At 43.7% G+C, this 22817-nt stretch carries 12 protein-coding genes; 10 read left to right on the forward strand and 2 right to left on the reverse strand.

The window, feature by feature from the left end:
- Nucleotides 1–451 precede the first annotated feature (451 nt).
- Nucleotides 452–805, reverse strand: a complete 354-nt coding sequence (locus tag B2400_RS03130; RefSeq protein WP_286652261.1) for a helix-turn-helix domain-containing protein — start codon at nucleotides 803–805, stop codon at nucleotides 452–454.
- A 494-nt stretch (nucleotides 806–1299) separates the two neighbouring features.
- On the opposite strand from B2400_RS03130, the gene B2400_RS03135 reads away from it, so the two are divergent.
- The 10 genes from B2400_RS03135 to B2400_RS03185 all read left to right on the forward strand — a co-directional run bounded on the left by B2400_RS03135 (nucleotide 1300) and on the right by B2400_RS03185 (nucleotide 22140).
- Complete coding sequence (locus B2400_RS03135; protein ID WP_286652262.1) at nucleotides 1300–4359, forward strand: SusC/RagA family TonB-linked outer membrane protein; 3060 nt, start codon at nucleotides 1300–1302, stop codon at nucleotides 4357–4359.
- Between the two features lie 9 nt (nucleotides 4360–4368).
- Nucleotides 4369–5835, forward strand: a complete 1467-nt coding sequence (locus tag B2400_RS03140; protein WP_286652263.1) for a RagB/SusD family nutrient uptake outer membrane protein — start codon at nucleotides 4369–4371, stop codon at nucleotides 5833–5835.
- A 4-nt stretch (nucleotides 5836–5839) separates the two neighbouring features.
- Nucleotides 5840–7453, forward strand: coding sequence for an arylsulfatase (locus tag B2400_RS03145; RefSeq protein WP_286652264.1), 1614 nt, complete (start codon nucleotides 5840–5842; stop codon nucleotides 7451–7453).
- Nucleotides 7454–7636: 183 nt separating this feature from the next.
- Nucleotides 7637–8512, forward strand: a complete 876-nt coding sequence (locus tag B2400_RS03150) for a DUF808 domain-containing protein (RefSeq protein ID WP_286652265.1) — start codon at nucleotides 7637–7639, stop codon at nucleotides 8510–8512.
- A 218-nt stretch (nucleotides 8513–8730) separates the two neighbouring features.
- Nucleotides 8731–12306: an alginate lyase family protein gene (locus B2400_RS03155; protein ID WP_349681675.1), complete on the forward strand. Its 3576-nt coding sequence runs from the start codon at nucleotides 8731–8733 to the stop codon at nucleotides 12304–12306.
- A 143-nt stretch (nucleotides 12307–12449) separates the two neighbouring features.
- Nucleotides 12450–15578: a SusC/RagA family TonB-linked outer membrane protein gene (locus B2400_RS03165; protein ID WP_286652266.1), complete on the forward strand. Its 3129-nt coding sequence runs from the start codon at nucleotides 12450–12452 to the stop codon at nucleotides 15576–15578.
- A gap of 11 nt (nucleotides 15579–15589) precedes the next feature.
- Nucleotides 15590–17248 carry a RagB/SusD family nutrient uptake outer membrane protein gene (locus B2400_RS03170; protein ID WP_293930706.1) on the forward strand — a complete coding sequence of 553 codons (1659 nt, stop codon included), beginning with the start codon at nucleotides 15590–15592 and terminating at the stop codon, nucleotides 17246–17248.
- Between the two features lies 1 nt (nucleotide 17249).
- The gene (locus B2400_RS03175; RefSeq protein WP_286652268.1) at nucleotides 17250–17789 is read left to right on the forward strand and encodes a hypothetical protein; all 540 of its coding nucleotides are present in this window, start codon (nucleotides 17250–17252) and stop codon (nucleotides 17787–17789) included.
- Nucleotides 17790–17913: 124 nt separating this feature from the next.
- Nucleotides 17914–20190: a ligand-binding sensor domain-containing protein gene (locus B2400_RS03180; RefSeq protein WP_293930707.1), complete on the forward strand. Its 2277-nt coding sequence runs from the start codon at nucleotides 17914–17916 to the stop codon at nucleotides 20188–20190.
- Between the two features lie 60 nt (nucleotides 20191–20250).
- Nucleotides 20251–22140 carry a hybrid sensor histidine kinase/response regulator transcription factor gene (locus B2400_RS03185; RefSeq protein ID WP_293930708.1) on the forward strand — a complete coding sequence of 630 codons (1890 nt, stop codon included), beginning with the start codon at nucleotides 20251–20253 and terminating at the stop codon, nucleotides 22138–22140.
- Nucleotides 22141–22163: 23 nt separating this feature from the next.
- Here B2400_RS03185 and B2400_RS03190 read toward each other — a convergent pair.
- Nucleotides 22164–22817 (reverse strand): transposase (locus tag B2400_RS03190; protein ID WP_293930709.1); only part of this gene is annotated, 654 nt, incomplete at its 5' end.

Consider the following 22817-nt stretch of genomic DNA (forward strand, 5'->3'; position numbering starts at 1 on the left):
CCCTATCTTCCTACTCGATTTTGCCTCGTCAATCCGTCAAGCCTCAATCTGCTTAGAACCCTTTCAGACCCCTTTCACTCCCCTTTATAACCCAAATCAAAGCCGCTCCGAATTGGGTTTGATAGGGGTTATAATAGGCTGAAGTTTGGTAGAGGTCTGACGAAGGTGTTTAGATTGTTTGTCAAGGGAAAGTTGTCTTGAACCAGGAAAGGAAGGATGTAAGGATGGGCAGGGTAGTATTGTTTAGAAAAGGAAGTTCGTCTGAACCAAAGGAAGGATGTAAGGATTGGCAGGATCCTGTTCATCTTTTTATCCTTCCTTTCCTGAATCAAAACAATACACATATTCCCTTAGCCCTTCCTTCCTTAGTTCAAGACAAAATTCCCGTCTTGTTTATACGAAGGTTCAAAACTACAAATAGAAAAGATAGCTAGAAAAGTATGTTATACTATTAAGGCTTTAATTGATATTCTTGGATCAAGAAGTCAGAGGGGATTTTTAATAATTTCGAGAGATGCCGTATCATAGACAAGGTGAGTGGTCGTTTATAATTCAGGATCTTGCTAACGGTGCTTTTGTTTCCTAGTTGAGATGCAGAATATCCAAATTCTTTCATTCGAATTTTAATCATCTCAATAGGGTCAATTTCCGTAACCGGGTATTTTTTGACCTCATAATTTGAAATCAAGGTAACCAAAAGCATCTTTTCTTTATGTTCCACCGTACCGCGCTTTGAATATTTGATCTCTTTAAATCGTTTAAGGGCTTCCTGATAATCGTTATCATTTTCTAGTAAATACCACATAGCTAAATTCTCTAAGAAGTTCCAATTTCAGGATAATCATAACGCGATATAAAAATAAGTAAAAGTTTCCAATTCGGAAACTTTTATATAACTGCTTACCTATGGATCTTCTTGGTTATTTCTCTGTGAATGTATTTTATAATGCTGTAAATCAATCACATACATTGTATTTTAAAAATAATCTACTAAAATAGTAGACTTTATTTTCTATTCCTATTATATTTGTCAAAAGTTATTCAATTGGCGTTGGTAACAGCAAGTAAGTTATTCATTAAACTAAATCATTCTCGATGAAAAGAAATCTATCTAAACAAGCACTTTTTCCTTTCAAATTATCTCATCTTTCTGCGCATTTTGGTATGCGAATGTGTCTTTAGTTCATTTCCCTAAAAAGAAAAAAAGGGAAGCAAAGCTTCCCTCGAATTCAATAATGAAACAAGTTTTCAATTGGCGTTGGCACTTGTAAGTATTCACTATTAAACTAAAGCAAACATATGAAAAATATTGGAGTACTTCGCTATTTCAGTTTATTGCTATGGGCGTTCAGCTTGTTCAACAGCACGCTGTATGCTCAGGATAAACCCAAACCTATCATCAACGCATCTTTAGAAGGTGTTGTTCTTGATTCACTGACCCAACAGCCTATAGAAGGGGTCACGATACAGCTCGATGCCGTAACACATGCGGTAAAAACCGATCAGGATGGTCGCTTTCAATTTGTTACCGGACAAAAATTGCCTTTTACGATCAAACTAAGCTTTCTCGGATATAAGACAAAGAATTTAGTAGTCGACGTATCGCCAACAGCAATCCTGTTAAGTCCGTCTTCGGAAGATCTGGATGAGGTGGTCGTTGTAGGGTATGGCACGCAGCGACGCCGTGATCTGACGGGAGCAGTTGGCTCGGTTCCGGAAAGCTTCTTGAAACAGAAGGTAAGCTCTGTCGACCAGTCGTTGAAAGGTGCTGTCTCAGGCGTACAAGTAACACAAACTTCCGGGCAGCCCGGAGCCGGCGTAAGTATTCGGGTTCGGGGCGGCGCATCCATTCAAGGAGGCAATGAACCGCTCTATGTAATCGATGGCTTTCCAGTTTACAATCAGTCGGAAAGCACCGGTGTTAACAGCGGGACTCCGATCAACCCCTTAGCGAGCATCAACCCTAACGATATTGAAAGCATTGAAGTTTTGAAGGATGCTGCAGCGACCGCAATCTATGGATCGCGCGGCGCGAACGGGGTGGTCATCATCAGTACCAAGAAGGGACGTGCGGGGCGCGTACAACTCAACTACGATGGCAGCAAGGGTTGGCAATCTGTTGTCAAACAAATCGACGCCTTAGATGCGCAATCCTTCGCTCGATTACGGAATGAAACCCTGTATGATACCAACCCTAGCAAAGGGAAATACCAATACTTGTCGGAGGAACAAATTAGCCACCTAGGCGAAGGTACAAATTGGCAGAACGAAGCTTTCCGCGTGGGCGAGGTGCAAAATCATCAGCTATCACTGACGGGCGGAGCTGAAAGAATTCAGTATTATTTAGGTGCAAATTATCTGAATCAGGAAGGTGTTGTGGTCAACACTGACTTCCGTCGATTGGGTTTTCGTTCGAATCTACACGCAAAGCCATTCGAGCGGTTGGATGTTTCCGCCAATCTAACGATTAATAAAACTAATTCGCAGATTGCTCCGACGGGTATTATCAATTCCTTATTGATTATGCCGCCTACGGCTACAATCTATGAGGCGGATGGTTCATATACCCTGCGTAATCCATTCGAGAATATTTTTGCAAATCCTATCGCGACACTATTGGAGACGGTCAACGAATCTAATAACCTACGTGTTCTGGGAACCGCATATGCGCAATACGAATTGTTAAAAGGTTTGTCTGCTAAAGTGTTATTTGGCGTTGACCTGAGCAATAGAAATGATAAGTATTACCTGCCATCGTATATTTATGAGGGCTCAGGAAGCAGAGGGACAGCCAACTTGGGAAACCTCGAAAATCAAGCCTGGTTAAATGAGAATACGCTAACCTACAGCAAAAGCTTCGGGCAACATGACCTCAACGTGCTGCTCGGTTTTACGCAGCAGGAAAGCAGTACAAGCTTGTTCAATGCAGGGGCCTCAAGCTTCGTAACAGATGAACTTCTTTATAACAGTCTGCAGAGCGGGTCGGTCTTAATCCGTCCTAACTCCGATGCTTACGATTGGGTATTACACTCGCTGTTGAGTCGCATTAATTATAATTATGCGAATAAATATTATGTTTCGGCGAGCATCCGCCGTGACGGTAGTTCGCGTTTTGGAAGTGCTAACAAATGGGGTAATTTTCCATCCTTAGCGTTTTCATGGAGAGCGAGTAAAGAGGACTTCTTTACAGGCCTACTGCCGACGATCAATGATTTGAAAGTACGCGCCAGTTTCGGGGCAACAGGAAATCAGGAAATCGGCCAGTATCAGTCCCTCGCCACACTTTATGCGTTGAACTATTATTTCGGAAATGCCGTGCAGACAGGATTTGCATCGCAACGTGTGCCGAACGCTGAGCTAGGTTGGGAGACGACTTATCAATATGACGCGGGCATCGATTTGGCCTTCCTGCAGAATCGAATACAAATATCGGCCGATTACTATTACAAGCGTACTAAAGATTTGTTGCTGAGCGTGGAAATTCCTTGGACATCGGGCTATGCAACTTCTTTGCAGAATTTCGGCTCGGTGAGCAATAAAGGCGTGGAACTGAGCATCAAGACCAAGAATGTGCAGGGTGCATTTAATTGGGATTCGGATTTCAATATCTCCTTTAACCGGAACAGGGTCTTATCGATTGGAGATGGTTCGGACCGGTACATCAACGGTAATTACCTGATTGCTGTCGGAGAACCATTGGGAACATTCTATGGCACGGTGACAGACGGTATCTTGCAGTTGGGAGAGGAAGCCACTAAAGGTGTTTATACGGGGAATCCAAATCCGAAAGCTGGAGATCGATTATATAAAGATATAGATGGCGATGGTAAGTTCTCGACAGCAAACGACCGCACGATCATTGGAAATGCGCAACCCGATTTTATCTTCGGCTTCAGCAATAACTTATCTTATCAAGGTTTCGATTTGAGTTTCCTGATACAAGGCACTGTCGGTAACCAGATTCTTAATATAAATCGCCAGAACCTCGAGATGTTTACTGGGCAGCAAAATGCGTCGATAGATGCTTTAGATCGCTGGACTCCAGAAAACCCTACGCAGGTTTATCCTCGGGCAAAGCTTGATCCGGCACCGATCTTTTCAGACCGGTTTGTCGAGTCTGGAACATTCGTTCGTTTAGCGAACCTACGTTTTGCTTATTCCCTGCCTAAAACTTGGTTAAGCTCAGCCCACCTTAATCAGGCGGAAGTTTACTTTATCGGACAAAACCTACTGACCTTGACAAACTATCGCGGCTTTGACCCGGAAGTAACATCGGGCAGCAATGTGCAGATCGGAACCGACGCTGGCATCTATCCTGTAGCGAAGACCTTGTCGCTGGGCCTTTCATTAACCTTTTAATATCCTGTCATGAGAAAAAGATATCTACCTATTGTCCTATTGATCTCGCTGCTGGCAACCGCTTGTTCGAAGTTAGACGAGCAGCCCCGTGCTATCCTCGTGAATGAGCAGTTCTACCTCGATGAGGCGCAAGCTGTCGCTGCGGTTACCGGAACTTATAGAAAACTATACGAAACTGGACAGTCCCTGTATAATGGTTTATTCCAGATTGGTGTGGAGATGGCGACGGATGACTATGAGGCGGGACCGCGTGCGCGGAATGCCCATGTTCGCGCGATCAGTAATTTAACGCACGACGCGTCGAATGACCGCATGGAGCAATTATGGAAGCAGAGCTATGATGCTATCAATGCTTCTAACCTGAATATCGTTGCTATAGAAAAGATTCCAGCCGATAAGATCGACGCCACGATACAGAAGCGTCTGATATTAGAAGCGAGGTTTTTGCGCGCTTTGCATTACTTCAATTTAGTGCGTTGGTTTGGCGACGTGCCATTGCAACTGCAGCCGATTGCAAACCTGAGCAAGGAGGAACTGCAGGTGGCGAAAAGTACAGAGGAGCAGGTTTACTTACAGATTATTGCCGATTTGCAGGCTGCAGAGGCTTTGCCTAATTACAAAGCATATGGCGATATGGACAGAGGACGGGCGAGTTCCGGAGCAGCAAAGAGCTTGTTGGCTAAGGTTTACCTGACGCAGAAAGATTATGCGAAAGCGAAAGCTAAGGCAGCGGAGGTCATCGAGCAGGAGGGCTATGAGCTATTTGAGGAGTTTGCCGATGTGTTCAACGTGGAGAAGAAGAATGGAAAGGAGCATATTTTCTCGGCGCAATTTAAGGGGAATGTAGGCTATCAGGGCAATGCCTTAGCGGGACGTTCAGCACCTGCTGATATTCCTGGCATCAATGGGGACTATGCGGATGCCTTACATGTGCAGGGTGGCTTGTATGAAGCGTACGAGAAAACCGACGCCCGCCTTGCTGTGACTTTTACGCTCGGGAAAGTATCACCTGTCGACGGTAAGTATTATGCACTGCCTACGCCGCAGTTCAATAAATATTATGACGATGCGGTGGTCGGTAATCAAAGCCAATCGTCTAAAAACTTACTAATTATTCGGTACGCAGAGGTGCTATTGATCTTTGCGGAAGCGGAAAATGAGTTAAATGGACCTACAGCTGCTGCAAAAGAGGCGTTGAATGCAGTACGGCAGCGGGCGAAGACTACTTTATTGACAAGCAGCACTAGTAAAGATGCTTTTCGGGAAGCAGTGTTTGAAGAAAGACGGAAAGAACTGGTATATGAGTATCAGCGATGGTTTGACTTGGTGAGGCGTGGTGCGGACTATTATGTAGCGAAGTTGAAAGCCGCCGGCAAGAATAATGCCTCCGCAAGACATCTGCATTTTCCTACTCCTCAGCGAGAATTGAACCTTAACCCTAATCTAAAACAACATCCAGATTGGATTAATCATTAACATTATGAACAGAAAGAACATTTTCCTAAACACAGTATTGCTTCTTCTTTCGCTATCGGTATGGGCGCAAGATAAAAGACCAAATATTATTTTAATTCTAGCAGATGATTTGGGCTATTCGGACTTGGGATCATATGGGTCGGAAATCCCAACCCCTAATTTAGACCGTCTAGCGAAGGAGGGGCTGCGCCTTCGCGAGTTTTATAACAACTCCATCTGTGCACCCACGAGAGCATCGCTGCTGACTGGGCAGTATCAACATAAAGCCGGGGTCGGTTACTTTTCTAATGATCTGGGAATTCCTGCATATCAGGGTTATCTGAACAAGGAGTCCTTGACGATTGCGGAGGTGCTTAAAGAAAATGGCTACATCACGCTAACTTCCGGTAAGTGGCATGTGTCGGGGAAGGGGCAAAGTTATCCTTGGGAAAGAGGATTTGACTATGTCTATCCTCGCGATGATAAGAATGCAAATTCCGGAGCACCGGGGCTACGAACACCTGAAACAGATGCGGAAGGCTATCCGACTCAAGCCACATTTTCGACCAACTTGATTACGCGGAATGCGATAGGTTTTTTGGATAGCATTAAGAGTCGACAAGAGCCTTTCTTTTTGTATCTAGCACATACGGCTCCACACTGGCCTTTGGTTGCTCCAAAAGAGGATATAGCTCGTTTTGAAGGTAAGTATGATATGGGATGGTCTGTCCTTCGGGAGCAAAGATTAAAAAGACAGCGTGAAATCGGCTTGATCCCGACGGGACTGACTCCATCAGCCGCTGATCGCGACATCTACGATTGGGAAAAATTGACTGCTGAACAAAGGGCCGGTTGGGCGAAGAAAATGGAAATATTCGCTGCAATGGTCTATCGTTTGGATCAAAGTATCGGAGAGCTGTTAGACCGCTTGGCAAAGAATGGACAGCTAGATAATACGCTAATCGTCTTCCTTTCTGATAACGGTGCTCCTGCAGAGGATTTGGTTCGCTGGCATCATGGATCTGATAGGAATAAGGGCGCCATTGGGACAGTCACTTCCTATGAGTCGCAGAGTAAGAATTGGTCATATGCAAGCAACACTCCGTTTAAGGCTTTTAAAGACGACATGTATGAAGGGGGAATCAATACACCGTTCATCGCTTGGTTCCCTGGAAGAATTCAGCAGGGAGAAATTAAACAAGGTACGGGACATATAATTGACTTGGCTCCTACGTTCTATGAATTGGCGAATGCAAAGTATCCGGAAGCTTATAGGGCGACGAAGGTTAATGCGCTCGCAGGCAAAAGTTTATTACCACTACTTACCAGCAAAAGCCAGCAGGTGCTTCGAAAAGAAGGTTTGTTCTGGGAGCGTGCCGGAAATAGAGCAGCGAGGGTAGGGAAGTGGAAGTTGGTTTCGACTTGGCCGTCGCAAACCTGGGAATTATATGATTTGGAGAGCGACCCGACGGAGACGAGAAATATTGCGGGTAAGAATGAGGAAGTCGTGTCTCGACTGGCACAGGCTTATGCGAATTGGGCAAAAGAGACAGGTGTTGTGGACTTCGCGGAATTAGAAAGTAAAGAGCCTGCATCCATGAAAGAGTTCCGGAAAAGCAAAGTGCAGGAAGTAGAATAGGGTATAAGTAAGCAGGTAGAACTAGTTTAATATCGTCCTTTGTTATTTTTTGTCTGAAATTGTCTGTATTCACAGGTCTTCAAGAACTTCCATTTCTGTTGATGATTCAAGGAAAACATGAAAGTTTTTTCAAACATTTCTAAATTAATTCTATTTTAGAAAAGTAAAAGATAATTAATAACTATGGCATCAGGCATATTTGCGGTATTGGATGATATCGCTGCATTAATGGACGACGTGGCGGTAGCCAGTAAGTTGGCAACACGTAAGACTGCAGGTATTTTAGGAGACGATTTAGCCGTTAATGCAGAAAAAGCTACTGGATTTTTAGCGACCCGTGAGATTCCGGTGCTATGGGCAATTACCAAGGGCTCATTTATCAATAAACTGATCATTGTGCCGATTGCATTGATCCTGAATGCAATATTTCCAATTGCGATCAAGTATATCTTGATCCTCGGTGGTTTTTACTTGGCTTATGAGGGGGTAGAAAAGATAGTGCACTACCTGTTCCATCGTAAGAAAGAAGGCCATGAGGTTATTCAAAAGGATGTAGAGCAGGGGGAGATTGCGGAGAATGCGAAGATAAAGTCTGCTATCACAACCGATTTTATCTTATCGGTGGAGATTGTAATCATCGCCCTTGGAACCGTGCTAGAGCAATCTTTGGCGATTCAGATTCTAACGGTTTCTGTAGTAGCTATTATCGCTACGGTTGGTGTCTACGGGATTGTGGCGCTGATTGTCCGCATGGACGATATGGGATATAGCCTGATCAAGCGTTCCAACGATAAGGGATTTGCCGCTAAGTTTGGGCATGCGCTAGTGAAATTATTACCATGGGTTATAAAATCCTTAGGCGTAATCGGAACGATTGCATTATTGATGGTATCAGGAGATATTTTCGTCCATAATATCGACTATCTACACCATATGTTACCAAGCCTACCGGGTATTGTTAAATCAATTGCTGCTGCGATTGTTGGTGGGTTATTAGCTTTAGGATTGGTGACTGTAGGAAAAGCTTTGTTTGGCAAGAAAGAAAAAGCCCACGCATAAGATTCCTCAGGAAAGTAAACTTAAAATAAATAGATCAAGAGAGAGTTCTTATAGTAAAGGGATCTCTCTTTAATTTTTTCTGAAAGGGTCTGTCTTAAGTTGTTAATCCCCCTTTGAAGCATCTTTTGAACAAATACTCCCCCTTTTAAACCGATATCAACACCTCAAAATTCCGTTCTGCATGCATCTTCGTTCTACTGATTTAGAACCTATTTGTTATGCTGAGAAAAACTTATCTATCGTTTATTCTTTTTATCGGGCTTTCAATTATTGGGAATCTGCAGGCTCAAACTAGTCAGCGGCTCATCAATGATTGGGAGTTTCTGCGCTCTGATCTTGGGGGGATATGGGAGGGGATTCGTCCTGTTCCTGCCGGAGCGCCTGAGTCTGTTCCGATATGGTCCAAGGTGCAGTTGCCACATACCTACAATGCTTCGGATGCCGTGGATCCGCATGAGAATTATTATCAGGGTCCGGCATGGTACAGAACCAACCTATCAATAAATAACCCTTATTCCGACGGACGTGTTATTTTGCACTTTGAAGGAGCGGGTCAGAAGACCAAGGTCTATGTCTATGATCAATTAGTGACAGAACATGTCGGTGGCTATGATGAGTGGTATGCGGATATTACGGATGTAGTAGCGAAGTTTAGAGCCTCGGAAGACGCGAAGCGCTTTAATGGAAAAGTGCCTGTATTGATTAGAACAGAAAACTCCAGAGATTTGGAGATGATTCCTTCAGATCTTTCGGATTTTACGCTGTTTGGAGGGTTGTATCGTTATGTCGATTTGGTATATGCACCTAAGCTTTCGGTACAACATATTTTCTCAGAAATCAATCTTCAGCCTAATTTAAAAGGAGCTAAGGTGACTCTCAAAGGTCGTTTTTGGAATCCTAAAGGCGTAAAGGAAGCTTTATTGCAAACAAAGATTTTCGATCCTAAAGGGAAGCAAATCATAACTAAGAAACAATCTGTTTCGATTTCGAATGATGGTAATTTCAATCTTGAACCTCTTGCTGTATCCAATCCTAGCTTATGGAGTCCCAACCAGCCGAATCTATATCGTGTGGAGATCTCGGCGATCGTAGGAAAGGATACAGCTATTTTAAAGGAGCATATCGGTTTCCGTTCTTTTGAATTTGTTGCATCGGGTCCATTTCATCTGAATGGCGAACGCCTGTTGCTGCGTGGTACGCATCGACATGAGGACCATGCGGGTGTTGGGCAAGCGATGACAGAGGAGCAGATCTGGCAAGAGATGCGAATGATGAAGGACATGGGGGTCAACTTCATTCGATTAGGGCATTACCAGCAGTCGAGGATAGTTTTGGAAGCTTGCGACCAACTAGGAATATTGGTTTGGGAGGAGATTCCATGGTGTCGAGGCGGATTGGGCGGCCCTGTATATCAGGAGCAAGCTCGCCGGATGCTCACTAATATGATTGAGCAACATTATAACCATCCGTCCATTATTATTTGGGGACTTGGAAATGAGAATGATTGGCCTGGCGACTTTAATGAGTTCGACCATCAGAAGATAAGAACCTTCATGACTGAGTTGCACCAGCTATCTCATAAACTTGATGACTCTAGAAAGACAGCGATTCGCCGTTGTGATTTCTGTAAGGATATTGTAGATGTCTATTCGCCTTCTATTTGGGCGGGATGGTATCGTGGGGTATATACAGATTATAAGACAGCCAGTAGAACGGAATTTGAGCGGGTCAATCACTTCCTGCATGTAGAATGGGGTGGGGATAGTCATGCTCGAAGACATTCAGAGACACCTGATGAGGGGCTTTCGGAAGTGATGCGCAGTACTTCGGCAGATGAGCGCGCAGGTGATGCGTCGCTTTTCGGTGGGCCGGCGAGAGTATCAAAAGATGGCGATTGGAGTGAGAGCTACATCGTAAATCTAATTGATTGGCACCTGAAAGAACAAGAAACCATGCCTTGGTTAACCGGTACTGCATACTGGCCTTTTAAGGATTTCACGACGCCGGTTCGCCCCGAGAACCCGGTGCCTTATATGAATCAAAAGGGGGTTGTTGAAAGAAACTTGAACAAGAAGGAATCATACTATGTTTTCCAATCCTATTGGACCGAAGAGCCTATGGTTCGTATCTATGGTCATAGCTGGCCAACACGATGGGGTGATGAAGGGCAGGAAAGAATGGTTAAAGTGTACTCGAACGCAGAAGAAGTAGAGCTTTTTCACAATGGTAAAAGCCTCGGAAAGAAAAAGCGTGATTCGCAGGACTTCCCTGCAGCTGGACTTCGTTGGATGGTGAAGTTTGTAAAAGGGAAGAATGAACTGAAGGCGATTGCGAAGAAAGGGAAAGTAGTGATATCGGATGAGCTAATTCAAGATTACCAAACCGAGAAATGGGGTAAACCAGCGAGCATAAGCTTGAATGCCATTGAGAATAAAGGCGATACAGTACTTTTGGAAGCTAAGTTTCTCGATGCAAAAGGAGTTCCAGTATTAGATAGTCGGGATTATTTGGAGTTTGCATCCGCAGGCGATGGATATCTTATCGTCAACCAGGGTACATCGGACGGGAGCAGTAGATTACAGGCCTATAACGGTCGTGCGCTTATCCGTTTTGTGCGAACTGGAAAACATGCTGTCGTTTCGGTGAAAGGCGATTATATCAAATCTACACTAATCAATATTACTGGTGAAGATAGAGATTTGACGACTACTGTCGTTAATAAACTCCGTCCAGAGGTTTTAGCGGCAGCGGATAAAGCCGTAGAGGAGCCTATCAGGACGATTACTTCGGCTACTAGCGAGCGTAGTTTAGGGACGAAGAATGACTTCTATTCGGAAGGAGACTATTGGTGGCCAAATCCAGAGGATAAGGATGGTCCTTATATCCGTAAAGATGGCATGAGCAATCCCGATAACTTTGTTGCTCATCGGGAGCTTGTGATGCGATATGGTGATATTATGAGCGATCTGGTGTCCGGATGGTTACTAACGAAGGATGATCGCTATGCGAATCGAGCAATAGAACATGCAAAGGCTTGGTTCGTCGATAAAAATACACGTATGAACCCTTCGATGAATTATGCGCAAGCCATCAAAGGAATAGCATCCGGAAGAGGTATCGGTTTAATTGATGGAATACATTTTGTCGAAGTAGCGCGCTCGCTAGAGCATTTAAAAACTGCTGGTAAGCTCAATGAGAAAGACGGAAAAGCGATTGAAGAATGGTTTGCTTCTTATTTAAACTGGATGAATACTCATCCCTATGGTCTGGAGGAAAAGGCTACTAAGAACAATCACGCTTCCTGTTGGTTATTGCAAGCAGCAGCATTCGCTCGCTATACAAATAATCAGGCTATGCTATACTCCTGCGTTCAACGCTATCAGCAGGTTATATTACCCAATCAGATGGCTAACAACGGCAGTTTTCCATTGGAGATCGAGAGAACAAAGCCATATGGATATTCACTTTTCAACTTAGATATCTTCGCGGGTATTACGCGTATTCTGCAGAAGCATAATCCGCAGGCAGCTACAATTACCGTAGATGGGAAGAATTTAGAAAAGGGCATTGATTTCATGTTTCCATATGTGGTAGACAAGACGAAATGGCCTTATGAAAAGGATGTAATGTATTGGGATAATTGGCCAATTGCCCATCCTTTTTTGCTGTTCGGCGCATTAGACTTTCAACGCGAAGACCTGTTGAATACTTGGTTGAAGCTGCCGTTAGATTATACTGAATTAGAAGTACGCAGAAATTCGCCGATGAGGCATCCATTAATCTGGATTCTCTAAAAATAGGGGTAGAATTGCAAATAAAGCAATTTCTACCCCTATTTGAGCAATTTCTACCCCTTATAAATATTAACCAATCAAGACATTTGTCTAACCCGGGTCTGCTCGGGCACTTATTTTATCCAAATTAAAACCTATCAGTTATGATGAGATCATGCATCCACCTCAGTAGGAGCTGCTGTATCATAATTGGACTTATTTTTCTTGTTCAATTATCATATGCGCAAGCTTTACGAACTATTCAAGGAGTGGTACGTCTGCAAGACGGAACTGCTGCTGCCAATGTCAGTGTATCCATTAAAAACAGTCAACAAGGGACTTCAACAAATGAAGCTGGGGAGTTTCGTTTGCAAGCCTCGAATGCGGCTGTTCTGCAATTTAGACTCCTTGGTTATCAAACGCAGGAGGTTACTGTCGGAACACAATCGACCATCAATGTTGTTTTAGTTGAAAATCAAGAGAACCTCGATGAGGTTGTGGTGGTCGGCTATGGCACGCAAAAGAAAGTTAATCTAAGCGGTGCGGTAAGCCAAGTAGCAGGTGAAGAGCTTGTCGACCGGCCGAATGTAAACCTTACGTCTGCCTTACAGGGTGTTTTGCCGGGAGTCGCAGTAACGCGAAGTAGCGGTAACCCTGGTGATGAAGGCAGCGGTATTCGCGTTCGTGGCTTTAGCTCTGCGAATAGTATGTCAGCCTTGGTGTTAGTAGACGGTATCGAAATGGACCTCAACCTGATCAATCCTGATGACGTAGAGTCTATATCGGTTCTTAAGGATGCATCAGCGTCGGCAATCTATGGGGCAAGAGCTGCAGGAGGTGTCATCTTAGTCACGACGAAGAAGGGTAAAGCAGGTAAGCCGGTGGTGAATTACAACAATTACTACGGTGTTAATATCGCTGCCCGTCGTCCTGAACGTTTAAACTCTTGGGATGAGCAATTATTGATCGACGAAGCGCGCTTAAATGCGACCGGAAATCCAGAGTTCAGCGAAGAACAACGCGAATGGTTAATGAATCCGAACTTTTCTTACAGACCTAACCCAACCCAGGATCGCTGGGAATATTTCGGCAACAATAACTGGATTAAGGAGGGGATGAATAAGTACAGCGACATGCATAATCACAACCTTTCCTTAGGCGGAGGTGGCGAGAAGGTAACATATAATGTTTCCGGAGGCTATTACAATCGTAGCGGCGTTTTACGCTATGGTCCAGACGATAACTCACGTTACACCCTTCGAACGAACCTATCTGCGGAAGTAAATAAATATGTACAGTTAGATATCGCAGCAAATTATGTAGGATCTGAAGTGAATCAGAATGCTTACGGAACGCAGCAAATCATCAACAGAATGTACAGAAGTAGAACACGCCAGAGCCTTTATGTTCCGGCAGAAGATATCACAGGACAGCCTTTCAATGGTGACTTACAGATCAACCCTATAGACATCCAGCAAAACGGTGGTCTCTACAGACGTCTTTATGAATCCTTTACAGGTAGAGCCAATTTAAAGATCAAGAATATTGTAGAGGGGTTGACGATCGATATCACGGGTTCTAGAAATCAAGATTACTATAATATGCAGCGCGATCGTCGTACGATTATTTGGTACGGACGCTCAACAAACACCATCCGATCGAAAGTAAACGATCCGAACTCTACGGAGCGGGCTAAAAACAGAGGTTTCCTGAACAACCTGCAAGCGGTAGCTACCTATAACTTTAAGGTTGCTGAGGATCATAACTTTACCTTGCTTGCTGGTACTTCCTTCGAAGAATACCGCAAGGATGAATTAGTAGCAGGCGCACAGTCTTTAATCACCAACGATTTCTACAGCTTAAACTATGGTAATTCGGCGACAAAAACCAATGGTGATGATATTCAAACATGGGCGATGGGGTCTTACTTCGGTCGTTTGAACTACAACTACAAAGAACGCTATCTATTAGAAGCATCTTTCAGATATGACGGTAGTTCGCGATTAGCACCAGAAAACCGCTGGGAACTGTTTCCATCGTTCTCGGCAGCATGGCGGTTGGATCAGGAAGAGTTCATGAAAGATCAAACTTTCTTTGACCTGTTAAAGGTTAGAGCATCTTGGGGACAATTGGGTAATGGTGCTTCCTTAGGGCTGTACGATTATATCCCGTTGTTGTCTTCAGGATTGCGCGAGAGTGCTAGTGACAACCCTTCTCTAGTGTTCAACGATGTGCGCGAGCAGTACCTCTTCCAAAAGCAATTAGCATCTCCACAAAAGACTTGGGAGGTTGTGCAACAAAGTAATATCGGTATTGACTTCGCTATCCTGAAGAATCGCCTTTCTTTCACTGGAGACTACTATGTAAAGCGCAATAAGAATATGCTAGCGGCCTTGAACTTGCCGTCTATTATCGGGATAGATGTTCCTTTTTTCAACGTGGGTGAATTAAAGAGCTGGGGATGGGAATTTGATATCAAGTGGAAAGACAAAATCAATGATTTTAGATATTCATTAGGATTTAATTTATCAGATAATCAAAATGAACTGGTACGTTTTGATGGTCGTAACATCATCAATGAAGGCGTTGTCGATTTATTAGAAGGCTATCCAATGAACACCGTTTGGGGATACAAAACAGATGGATATTTCCAAACGAAAGAAGAATATGATGCTTATAAAGCACAAGTGAATACGCCATTCTTCCCGAACAATGCCGGTGCCGGAGATGTGAAATACTTAGATGTTAATGGCGATGGTGTTATTTCGGCAGGCGAAGGTACGCCAAATAGTCCAGGCGACTTAGTGAATTATGGTACTTCCAACGGACGTTACTTCTACGGATTCAATCTGGGCTTCCAATACAAAGGATTTGATTTCAGTGCGATGTTGCAAGGGGTTGCCAAACGTGTATTTGTGATCTCTACAGAAACATTGTCGCCTATGTTGGGTACTGCTGATTTGCCATGGACCATACATATGGACCGTTGGTCGCCGGAGAATCCTGATGCAACGTTTCCACGCATGTATCAAACAAGTTCACATAACTACCGTCCGTCGGATAAATGGATTCAGAACGGGGCGTATTTACGTTTGAAGAATGTACAATTGGGTTATACATTGCCATTAAAGACACAAGCGATCCGTAAGCTGAGAGTGTTCTTCTCCGGACAAGATCTATGGGAAACAACGAAAGTGATGGAGGTCTTCGATCCTGAGGTTCCTAACAATGTTGGAGCGACCACCTATCCGTTTTTCCGAACCGTTTCTTTTGGCCTTAATCTGACCCTTTAATCTCTTGTCACATGAAAGCATTAAATACTATTATAACCAATTTTGCTCTTGCTGCAGCCTTAAGTATGACTGCCAGCTGTAGCTTAGACCGATTCCCGGAAACCACATTCTCCGATCAGGAGTTCTGGAACACGGAATCTGATTTAAAATTTGCCGCTAACCGTCTATATCAACAACTGGAAGGCTTTGACCTGGATAACCGTGGCGATGACAATGTCAACCAAACGGTAAATTTAATCAGCAATGGAGCGTGGAGCATTCCGAGCACAAGTTCGGATTGGTCGCAGCCTTATGAGATGATATTTACGGCAAACAATATCTTGATCAAAGGCGAAAAAGCCGGCGTAGCCGAGGAAATTAAGAACAGATATTTCGCAGAGGCGAAGTTCTTTAGAGCCTATGCCTATTTTCAACTGGTACAGCGCTATGGTGATGTGCCGTTCTTAACGAAAACATTAGACTTCAATTCGCCAGAATTGAACATGGCGAGAACTCCAAAAGCTGAAATTGCAAAGCAGCTTTATGAAGATCTTGACTATGCAAAAGACTGGTTGCCGACCGCAAAATCTATCCCTGCGGCTGACTACGGACGCGTGAGCAAAAGCGCGGCACAGGCATTAAAGGCACGTATCGGTTTGTTTCTAGGCACATTTGCCAAATACCATGGCGGATCTGATGCGCAGACGCATTTACAACAAGCTGTTGATGGTGCCACCTACGTCATGGGGCAGGGACATCAACTGTTCTCGGACTATGCCAAGCTGTTCAATCAAGAAGGCGAGGGGCCAGGAAACAGCGAGAATATCTTAGTTAAAATCTACGGGGTCGATGCATCCAATGTTATTTTAGCGCATAATTACTCTCGCGACTTAGAAAACGGTCGTGTGGCGGTAACCCGTAATCTTATTCGTCAGTATCTCTATACCGATGGTCTCCCAGCTTATAACGAGCGCAATGAATTAAAACCTGTACGATCAGCCTTCTACATTGCCGAAGGCGCAGAGCCTAGCTATAATGCGGTTCTTGATAACAGGGATCCACGCCTAGGCTTGACGGTATTTCGCGATGGCGAGCAAGCTTACAAGGGGCCTTGGGTGCCAACAACAACATTAGGAGCTCGAACAGCGTATGCGACTAAAAAAGGATTCAACATTCCAGATTGGCAAACCTCAGGTTCGGCAACGACCGATAGGATATTAATCCGCTATGCTGAAGTGTTATTAACCTTTGCCGAGGCGAAATACGAACTGAATGGATCGATATCCGACGAGGATTTAGACAAGAGCATTAATTTATTGCGCAGTAGAGTTGGGATGAACGTGAAACTTTCCAATGCCTTTGCAGCGGCCAATCAATTGAGTATGCTTGAGGAGATCCGCCGTGAAAGAAATGTGGAATTAGCACTTGAGGGTTTCCGTTATCCTGATTTGATTCGTTGGAAACTAGCAGAAAATGCATTGACACAAGATATTCTGGGTGCAAAATATAATGCTACGGATTGGGTCGGAGCCGATATCAAGAACTTAAACTTGAATGCTGACCAGATTTTGATTGTTGAGGATAAAAGCACGCGAAGATTTAACCCTGCGAAAGATTATTTGTATCCGGTTCCATTGAATGAGATTTCATTGAGTGGCGGTGCAGTAGTTCAAAACCCTAATTGGAAATAACATGAAAAAGAAAATCAATCATATCAGAAATAGAGCTTCTCAAATCCTGCTGCTTGTCATGGCAGTAACAAGTTTATTTGCCTGTAAAGAGGATAGAGAAGTATTGCCGGGTTTACCGGAATACGAGCACCATTACTATGTGGTTTATATGCCGAACAACAACTCAGCAGTAACCGTTAAACGCTCGCAAACCGCCTTGCTCGAACTCCCTGTGCAATTTTATTCCGAATTCGAGCGTAACTACGACGCTATTGCTCACTATGTAGTCAGTGTAGACGGGATCAATAACCCGGCAGAATTGGGCAAAGACTTCGAGGTCGTTGATGCTTCGGGCAACAAGATTAGCCCCATTGCCGGCAAATATCAAATCGTATTCCCAGGCGCCAAAAAAGCACAAGCTAAGATTTACATCAAATTATTAAACAACACGGCAGCAACTGGACGCCGCTCCGTGGCCATCAATCTCGTTGATAATATTCAAGAGCAATTCCGAGTTGATGTTTTTTCTACCGCGTTCAAACGTACTGTTAACATAGATTAATGGTTTTAATAGGTTAAAGCTGTACCAACCCGAGCAATTGGGTTGGTACTATTTGTTTAAGGATAAACGTAAATTTGAAAATTCGCACGAAAATTCCTATTATGTTGTACCAAATAAGCCTAGTATGAGACGGATTCTGTGTTCCCTGGTATTCTTTTGTTCTTTGCTATCCCTGTCGTTTGCTCAAATGCATGCGCAGGAAGCTCGTTTTTTCCACTTGTCTACGAAGGACGGATTATCACAAAGTACTGTCTTTTCCATGCTTCAAGACCATCAGGACTTTATTTGGATCGGCACCCGCGACGGACTTAATCTTTACGATGCTAGTAAATTCAGAATTTATCGAACCGCCTTATCAGATTCTACGTCGCTCTCGGATAGCTATATAACCAGTCTTTTTGAAGACTCCAAAAAGCGACTATGGGTCGGCACAGCAATAGGGCTCAATCTATATTTTAGAGATACGGACGATTTCAAACGTATCGCCATCGGCAGCAATCCCGCTGTGGAACCCCTGATTTATGCCATTACCGAGGATAAAAACGGCTACATCTGGATCAGTAGTAATCAGGGATTATATAGAATACAAGGCAAAGATCATGACATCAGCGTACAATTAGCTTTCAACGGTAGAAATATCAGCGATCAGTCCTTTCCCAACAATGCGGGTAATATACAGCAGTTGTATCATGATCAAAAGAATAGGCTTTGGGTAAGTACGAATGGCGGATTATATGTGTTCTCGGCGGGCGGCGAAACTGGTGTTAATAAGCTAATCTATAGCTTTCAACGCAAAGCGGGACAGCTCAATAATGACGAAGTACGCTTTGTATATGAAATGAAGCCGGGCGTATTCTGGATAGGCACCAAAGAAGGAGGAATCAATGTTTTCAATGAAGTATCGAAGTCTTTCACCTATCTAACTACGAAAAGCGGATTCAGCGAGGGAGCAACATTGAGCAGCAACGACGTCCGCAGCCTCATTAAAGATAAAAGAGGCGGCTATTGGATAGGTACGATTAATGGCTTGAACTACTATGAGGAGGGCAGGGGCTTTAGGAATTATTTCAAAAAGGAAAATGATATCAACTCGCTTGCTGATAATTCGATTCGGCCGATATTTCAAGACCGGAGAGGTTCTATCTGGATCGGTACTTACTATGGAGGAATAAGCGTTTATGATCGCGATCTGCCGGTCTTTCAGCATTACAGCAAGGATGGCCGTCCGGCAAGTCGTTCCTACAATGTTGTCAGCGGCATAGTACAAGATAAGAAGGGCGGTTATTGGATAGGAACCGAGGGCGGGGGGCTGGACTATATGAATTCTTCAAAAAAGGTAGTCCGAAATTATAGTCATCAACAGAGCCAAGCTAAATCGCTGAGCAATAATCATGTCAAGCATATTTTTATCGATAGTAAATCCAACGTATGGATAGGAACCTATTCCGGCGGCTTGAACATATTGAAGCCCGATCAACAAGGATTTGAGCATATCAAAAATGATCCCAACGATGCGACTTCACTTTCTAGCAACAATGTTTACAGCATCAAGGAAGACCATCAAGGTAATTTTTGGATCGGAACCTATGGAGGAGGATTAAACCTGAAGAAAGCAGGTACCAAAGGCTATTATGAACAATATATGCCAGGTAAAAGGCCTCCTTACAACCTTTCCTCCGAAATGGTCCGTACCGTGTTCATCGATTCGAGAAGAAATGTCTGGGTCGGCACAGAGAATGGGCTTAATGTAAAGTGGGCGGGAAAAGAGTCTTTTGATGTTTTCTTTCCGAAGGTTGGCGATGCACATTCCATCAGTGGCTCTATTATTCTCAGTATATTTGAGGACAGCAAGGGCAGGCTGTGGGTGGGGACTTCCAAGGAAGGCTTAAACCTGTTTGACTATGAAAAGAAGCAGTTCAAACGCTATACACAGAAGGATGGGCTGCCGGGGAATAATATTGTCGGCATCTTGGAAGATGCCAATAAGCTTTGGATAAGTACTAATAACGGTATCTGTTCCTTCAATCCGGAAAAAGGGGAGTTTGCTCCTTTCAACATGAAGGATGGGTTATTGGGAAATGAATTCTCCATCGGGGCGGCGTTTAAGGGCAGCGACGGGGAAATTCTGTTTGGCGGTACGCATGGTATTACCTCATTTTACCCTCGCCAAATCGGGAGCAGCGGTTACAGTCCGAAAGTGACTTTCACGGACCTGAGAATCCATAATCAGCCCATCGATCCGCAGCGCGGAACTCTATTGCCTGTCCAATTAGCGGTGAATCCAAAGCTTGAACTGCCCTACAACAAGAATACTTTTAGTATCGACTTTGCGACGTTGAATTACGTTACGCCCGAAAAGAATAAATATGCCTATAAATTAGAGGGGTTGGAGGAAGATTGAAACTATGTAAATATCCCGACAGCAACCTATACCAACCTTTCACCAAGAAAATATACGCTTTTGATTAAAGGAGCGAGCAATGATGCGGTATGGTCGCAGGAGATCAATAGGTTGGAACTAACGATTCTTCCCCCTTGGTGGCTAACCTGGTGGGCGATATGTATTTATGTGTTATTGGGGATGAGCATATTCTACATCATCATTCAATTTATTAAATCGAAGAGTGAGCTGAAATACCAGTTGGAATTGGTCAATCTAGAGACTGCCCACGAAAAGAAAGTAGCGGAAATGAAGGCGAATTTCTTTACCAATGTATCGCATGAGTTGCGGACGCCCCTGATGCTTATTCTAAGTCCTTTGCAACAGATTCTATCTACTACTGCTGACCATGATAGCAACAAGCCAACACTCCGCGTGATGAAGAAGAACGCACAGCGTCTGCTGCTGCTCGTCAATGAGCTTCTGGATGTTAGGAAAAGTGAATTAGGACTCCTAAAGTTACAGATTGCTCAATACGACCTCCATGCAGTGATCCTGGATGTGATCGAATCCTTTAAAAATGACTTTCAAAGCAAGCAAATAGGAATTCGTATGGAAGTTGAGGACGATCTGCCAGACGTTTGGATCGATATCAATCAGATGGAGAAAGTTTGTTTCAATATACTTTCCAATGCATTAAGGTTTACACCTGAGGGCGGAGAAATCAAATTATCACTGTCGCAACAAGACGCACAGGGTAAATATCCGGAAGGGATGCTGCAATTGTGTGTTACGGATTCCGGTCCAGGTATTCCGAAACACGAAGTGGAAACCGTTTTTGAGTTTTTCTATCAAGGCGATCAAAACCTGTCGAGCAAGAAATATAGTAGTGGAATCGGTCTTTCTCTATCGAAAGATATCGTAGAGCTGCATCATGGTGAGATTTACGTAGAAAGCCAGAATGAGGAAATCGGCAAACCTTCGTACACCAGTTTTTATATCCGTATTCCTTTAGGGAAAGCTCATTTAAAGGCGGAGGAAATATTGCAGGTGTCTCCGCAGAATCAACCTTCGCTCGGAGATGTAGAAACAACAGCTGTAGTGCAAAGTCCTACGCTACCAAGGGAGGATGCTATCGAAATATCAGAGCATATCCCTTCAAAAGAGCGTAAAATGGTGCTGTTGGTCGATGACAATGAAGAGATTTTACAGTTTCTTTATCAGCAATTGAACAAAAACTATCAGGTGCTGCTGGCGAGAGATGGTGAAGAGGCATGGAAGCAGGTTTCAGAAAACTTGCCCGATCTCGTTATTTCCGATGTCATGATGCCGAATATCGACGGTATCAGCCTCGCAAAAATGATGAAATCTAACGCTACTACATCGCATATTCCCGTAATTCTACTTACCGCACTCTCGTCTACCGAAGATATGAAGACAGGGATGCATGCGGGATCAGATGATTACTTGACCAAGCCCGTAAACATCGAAATTCTAGCGCTGAAAATCCAAAACATACTCTTTACGCAGCAAAGCTTCAGAAAGCATTTTGTTAAAGAATATCTATTAAAGGATAAAAAAGAAGACGAGGAAACAGCGAATGAGGAAATGGGTTTCCTCAGTAAGCTCGTGAGCTTTATTGAAGAACATTTGGCTGAAGAGGAACTCAATGTCATGCAGCTCGCCAATCAGATCGGCATGAGCAGACCAGTGCTCTATAGAAAAGTAAAGCAGCTGACTGGCCTTAGTATAATCGAAATGATCAATGCGGTTAGACTCCGAACCGCTAGCACATTGCTCGGAAATAAAGAGCTCAGCATTGCCGAAGTCGCTTATTCCGTAGGATTCTCCGATCCTAAATGGTTTAGCAAGACCTTCAAGGCATTTTACGGAATCACACCTTCGCAGTTCATTAATCTGGAAGTAGAGGAGAAGGTTAAGCTGATGAATGCTAATAAGTTGGTTAAGTAGTAGTTAGTATTTAGTAATGCGAATTAAGGGTTGAAAATAGGCTTTATGAAACAGGCTGTTAATTTACCGAACACATGTACTAATAGTCCTTTGGTAGATCTGACCTTACTTGCGTTTTGTATCTGTGTTTTTTCATTTATCCAATTAAAAAAGGATTCGATTGGTTGTCTTACCCTAGATACTGCTCTTGAAAACAGATCATTATAAGCACGATCCCTGTTTTTTAAACAATCCGGTTTTCCTTGGGTTTCCCTTATCGGGGTATACATAATTGATTTCTTTTCTTTATAAAACCACTCGAAGAATGGGGCGTCACGGTATATCTTGTCACCAAAGAACGTCCTACCTGCGATGGATGCCCAATTCTCCTTAAATATGTTCAGGTCACTTTCAGATGCCTTGCTTATTACAATGCTTTCCGGACGAGGCAGCGTGGATTTGTTATAGCTGTTGAGCGCATGAAGCTTTAATCCAAAATACCAAAGCCTCTTCGTTGAGCAGAAGCTTTTATCCGTTATCTCCAGAGCTACCTTTGCCCTTCTAGTCCCACTGCAGGTTATGATGGGCATAGAGTCCAGTAGGGAAAATTCTCTGGAGCACTCCTCTGGTGTAAAGTCCTCTATAACTGACTGACAAAGAGATCTCAAAACATCAAAAAGGCGGTTGATACGGGTGTT

It is taken from the genome of Sphingobacterium sp. UBA6645, from assembly GCF_002455685.1.
Classification (GTDB): Bacteria; Bacteroidota; Bacteroidia; order Sphingobacteriales; family Sphingobacteriaceae; genus Sphingobacterium; species Sphingobacterium hotanense.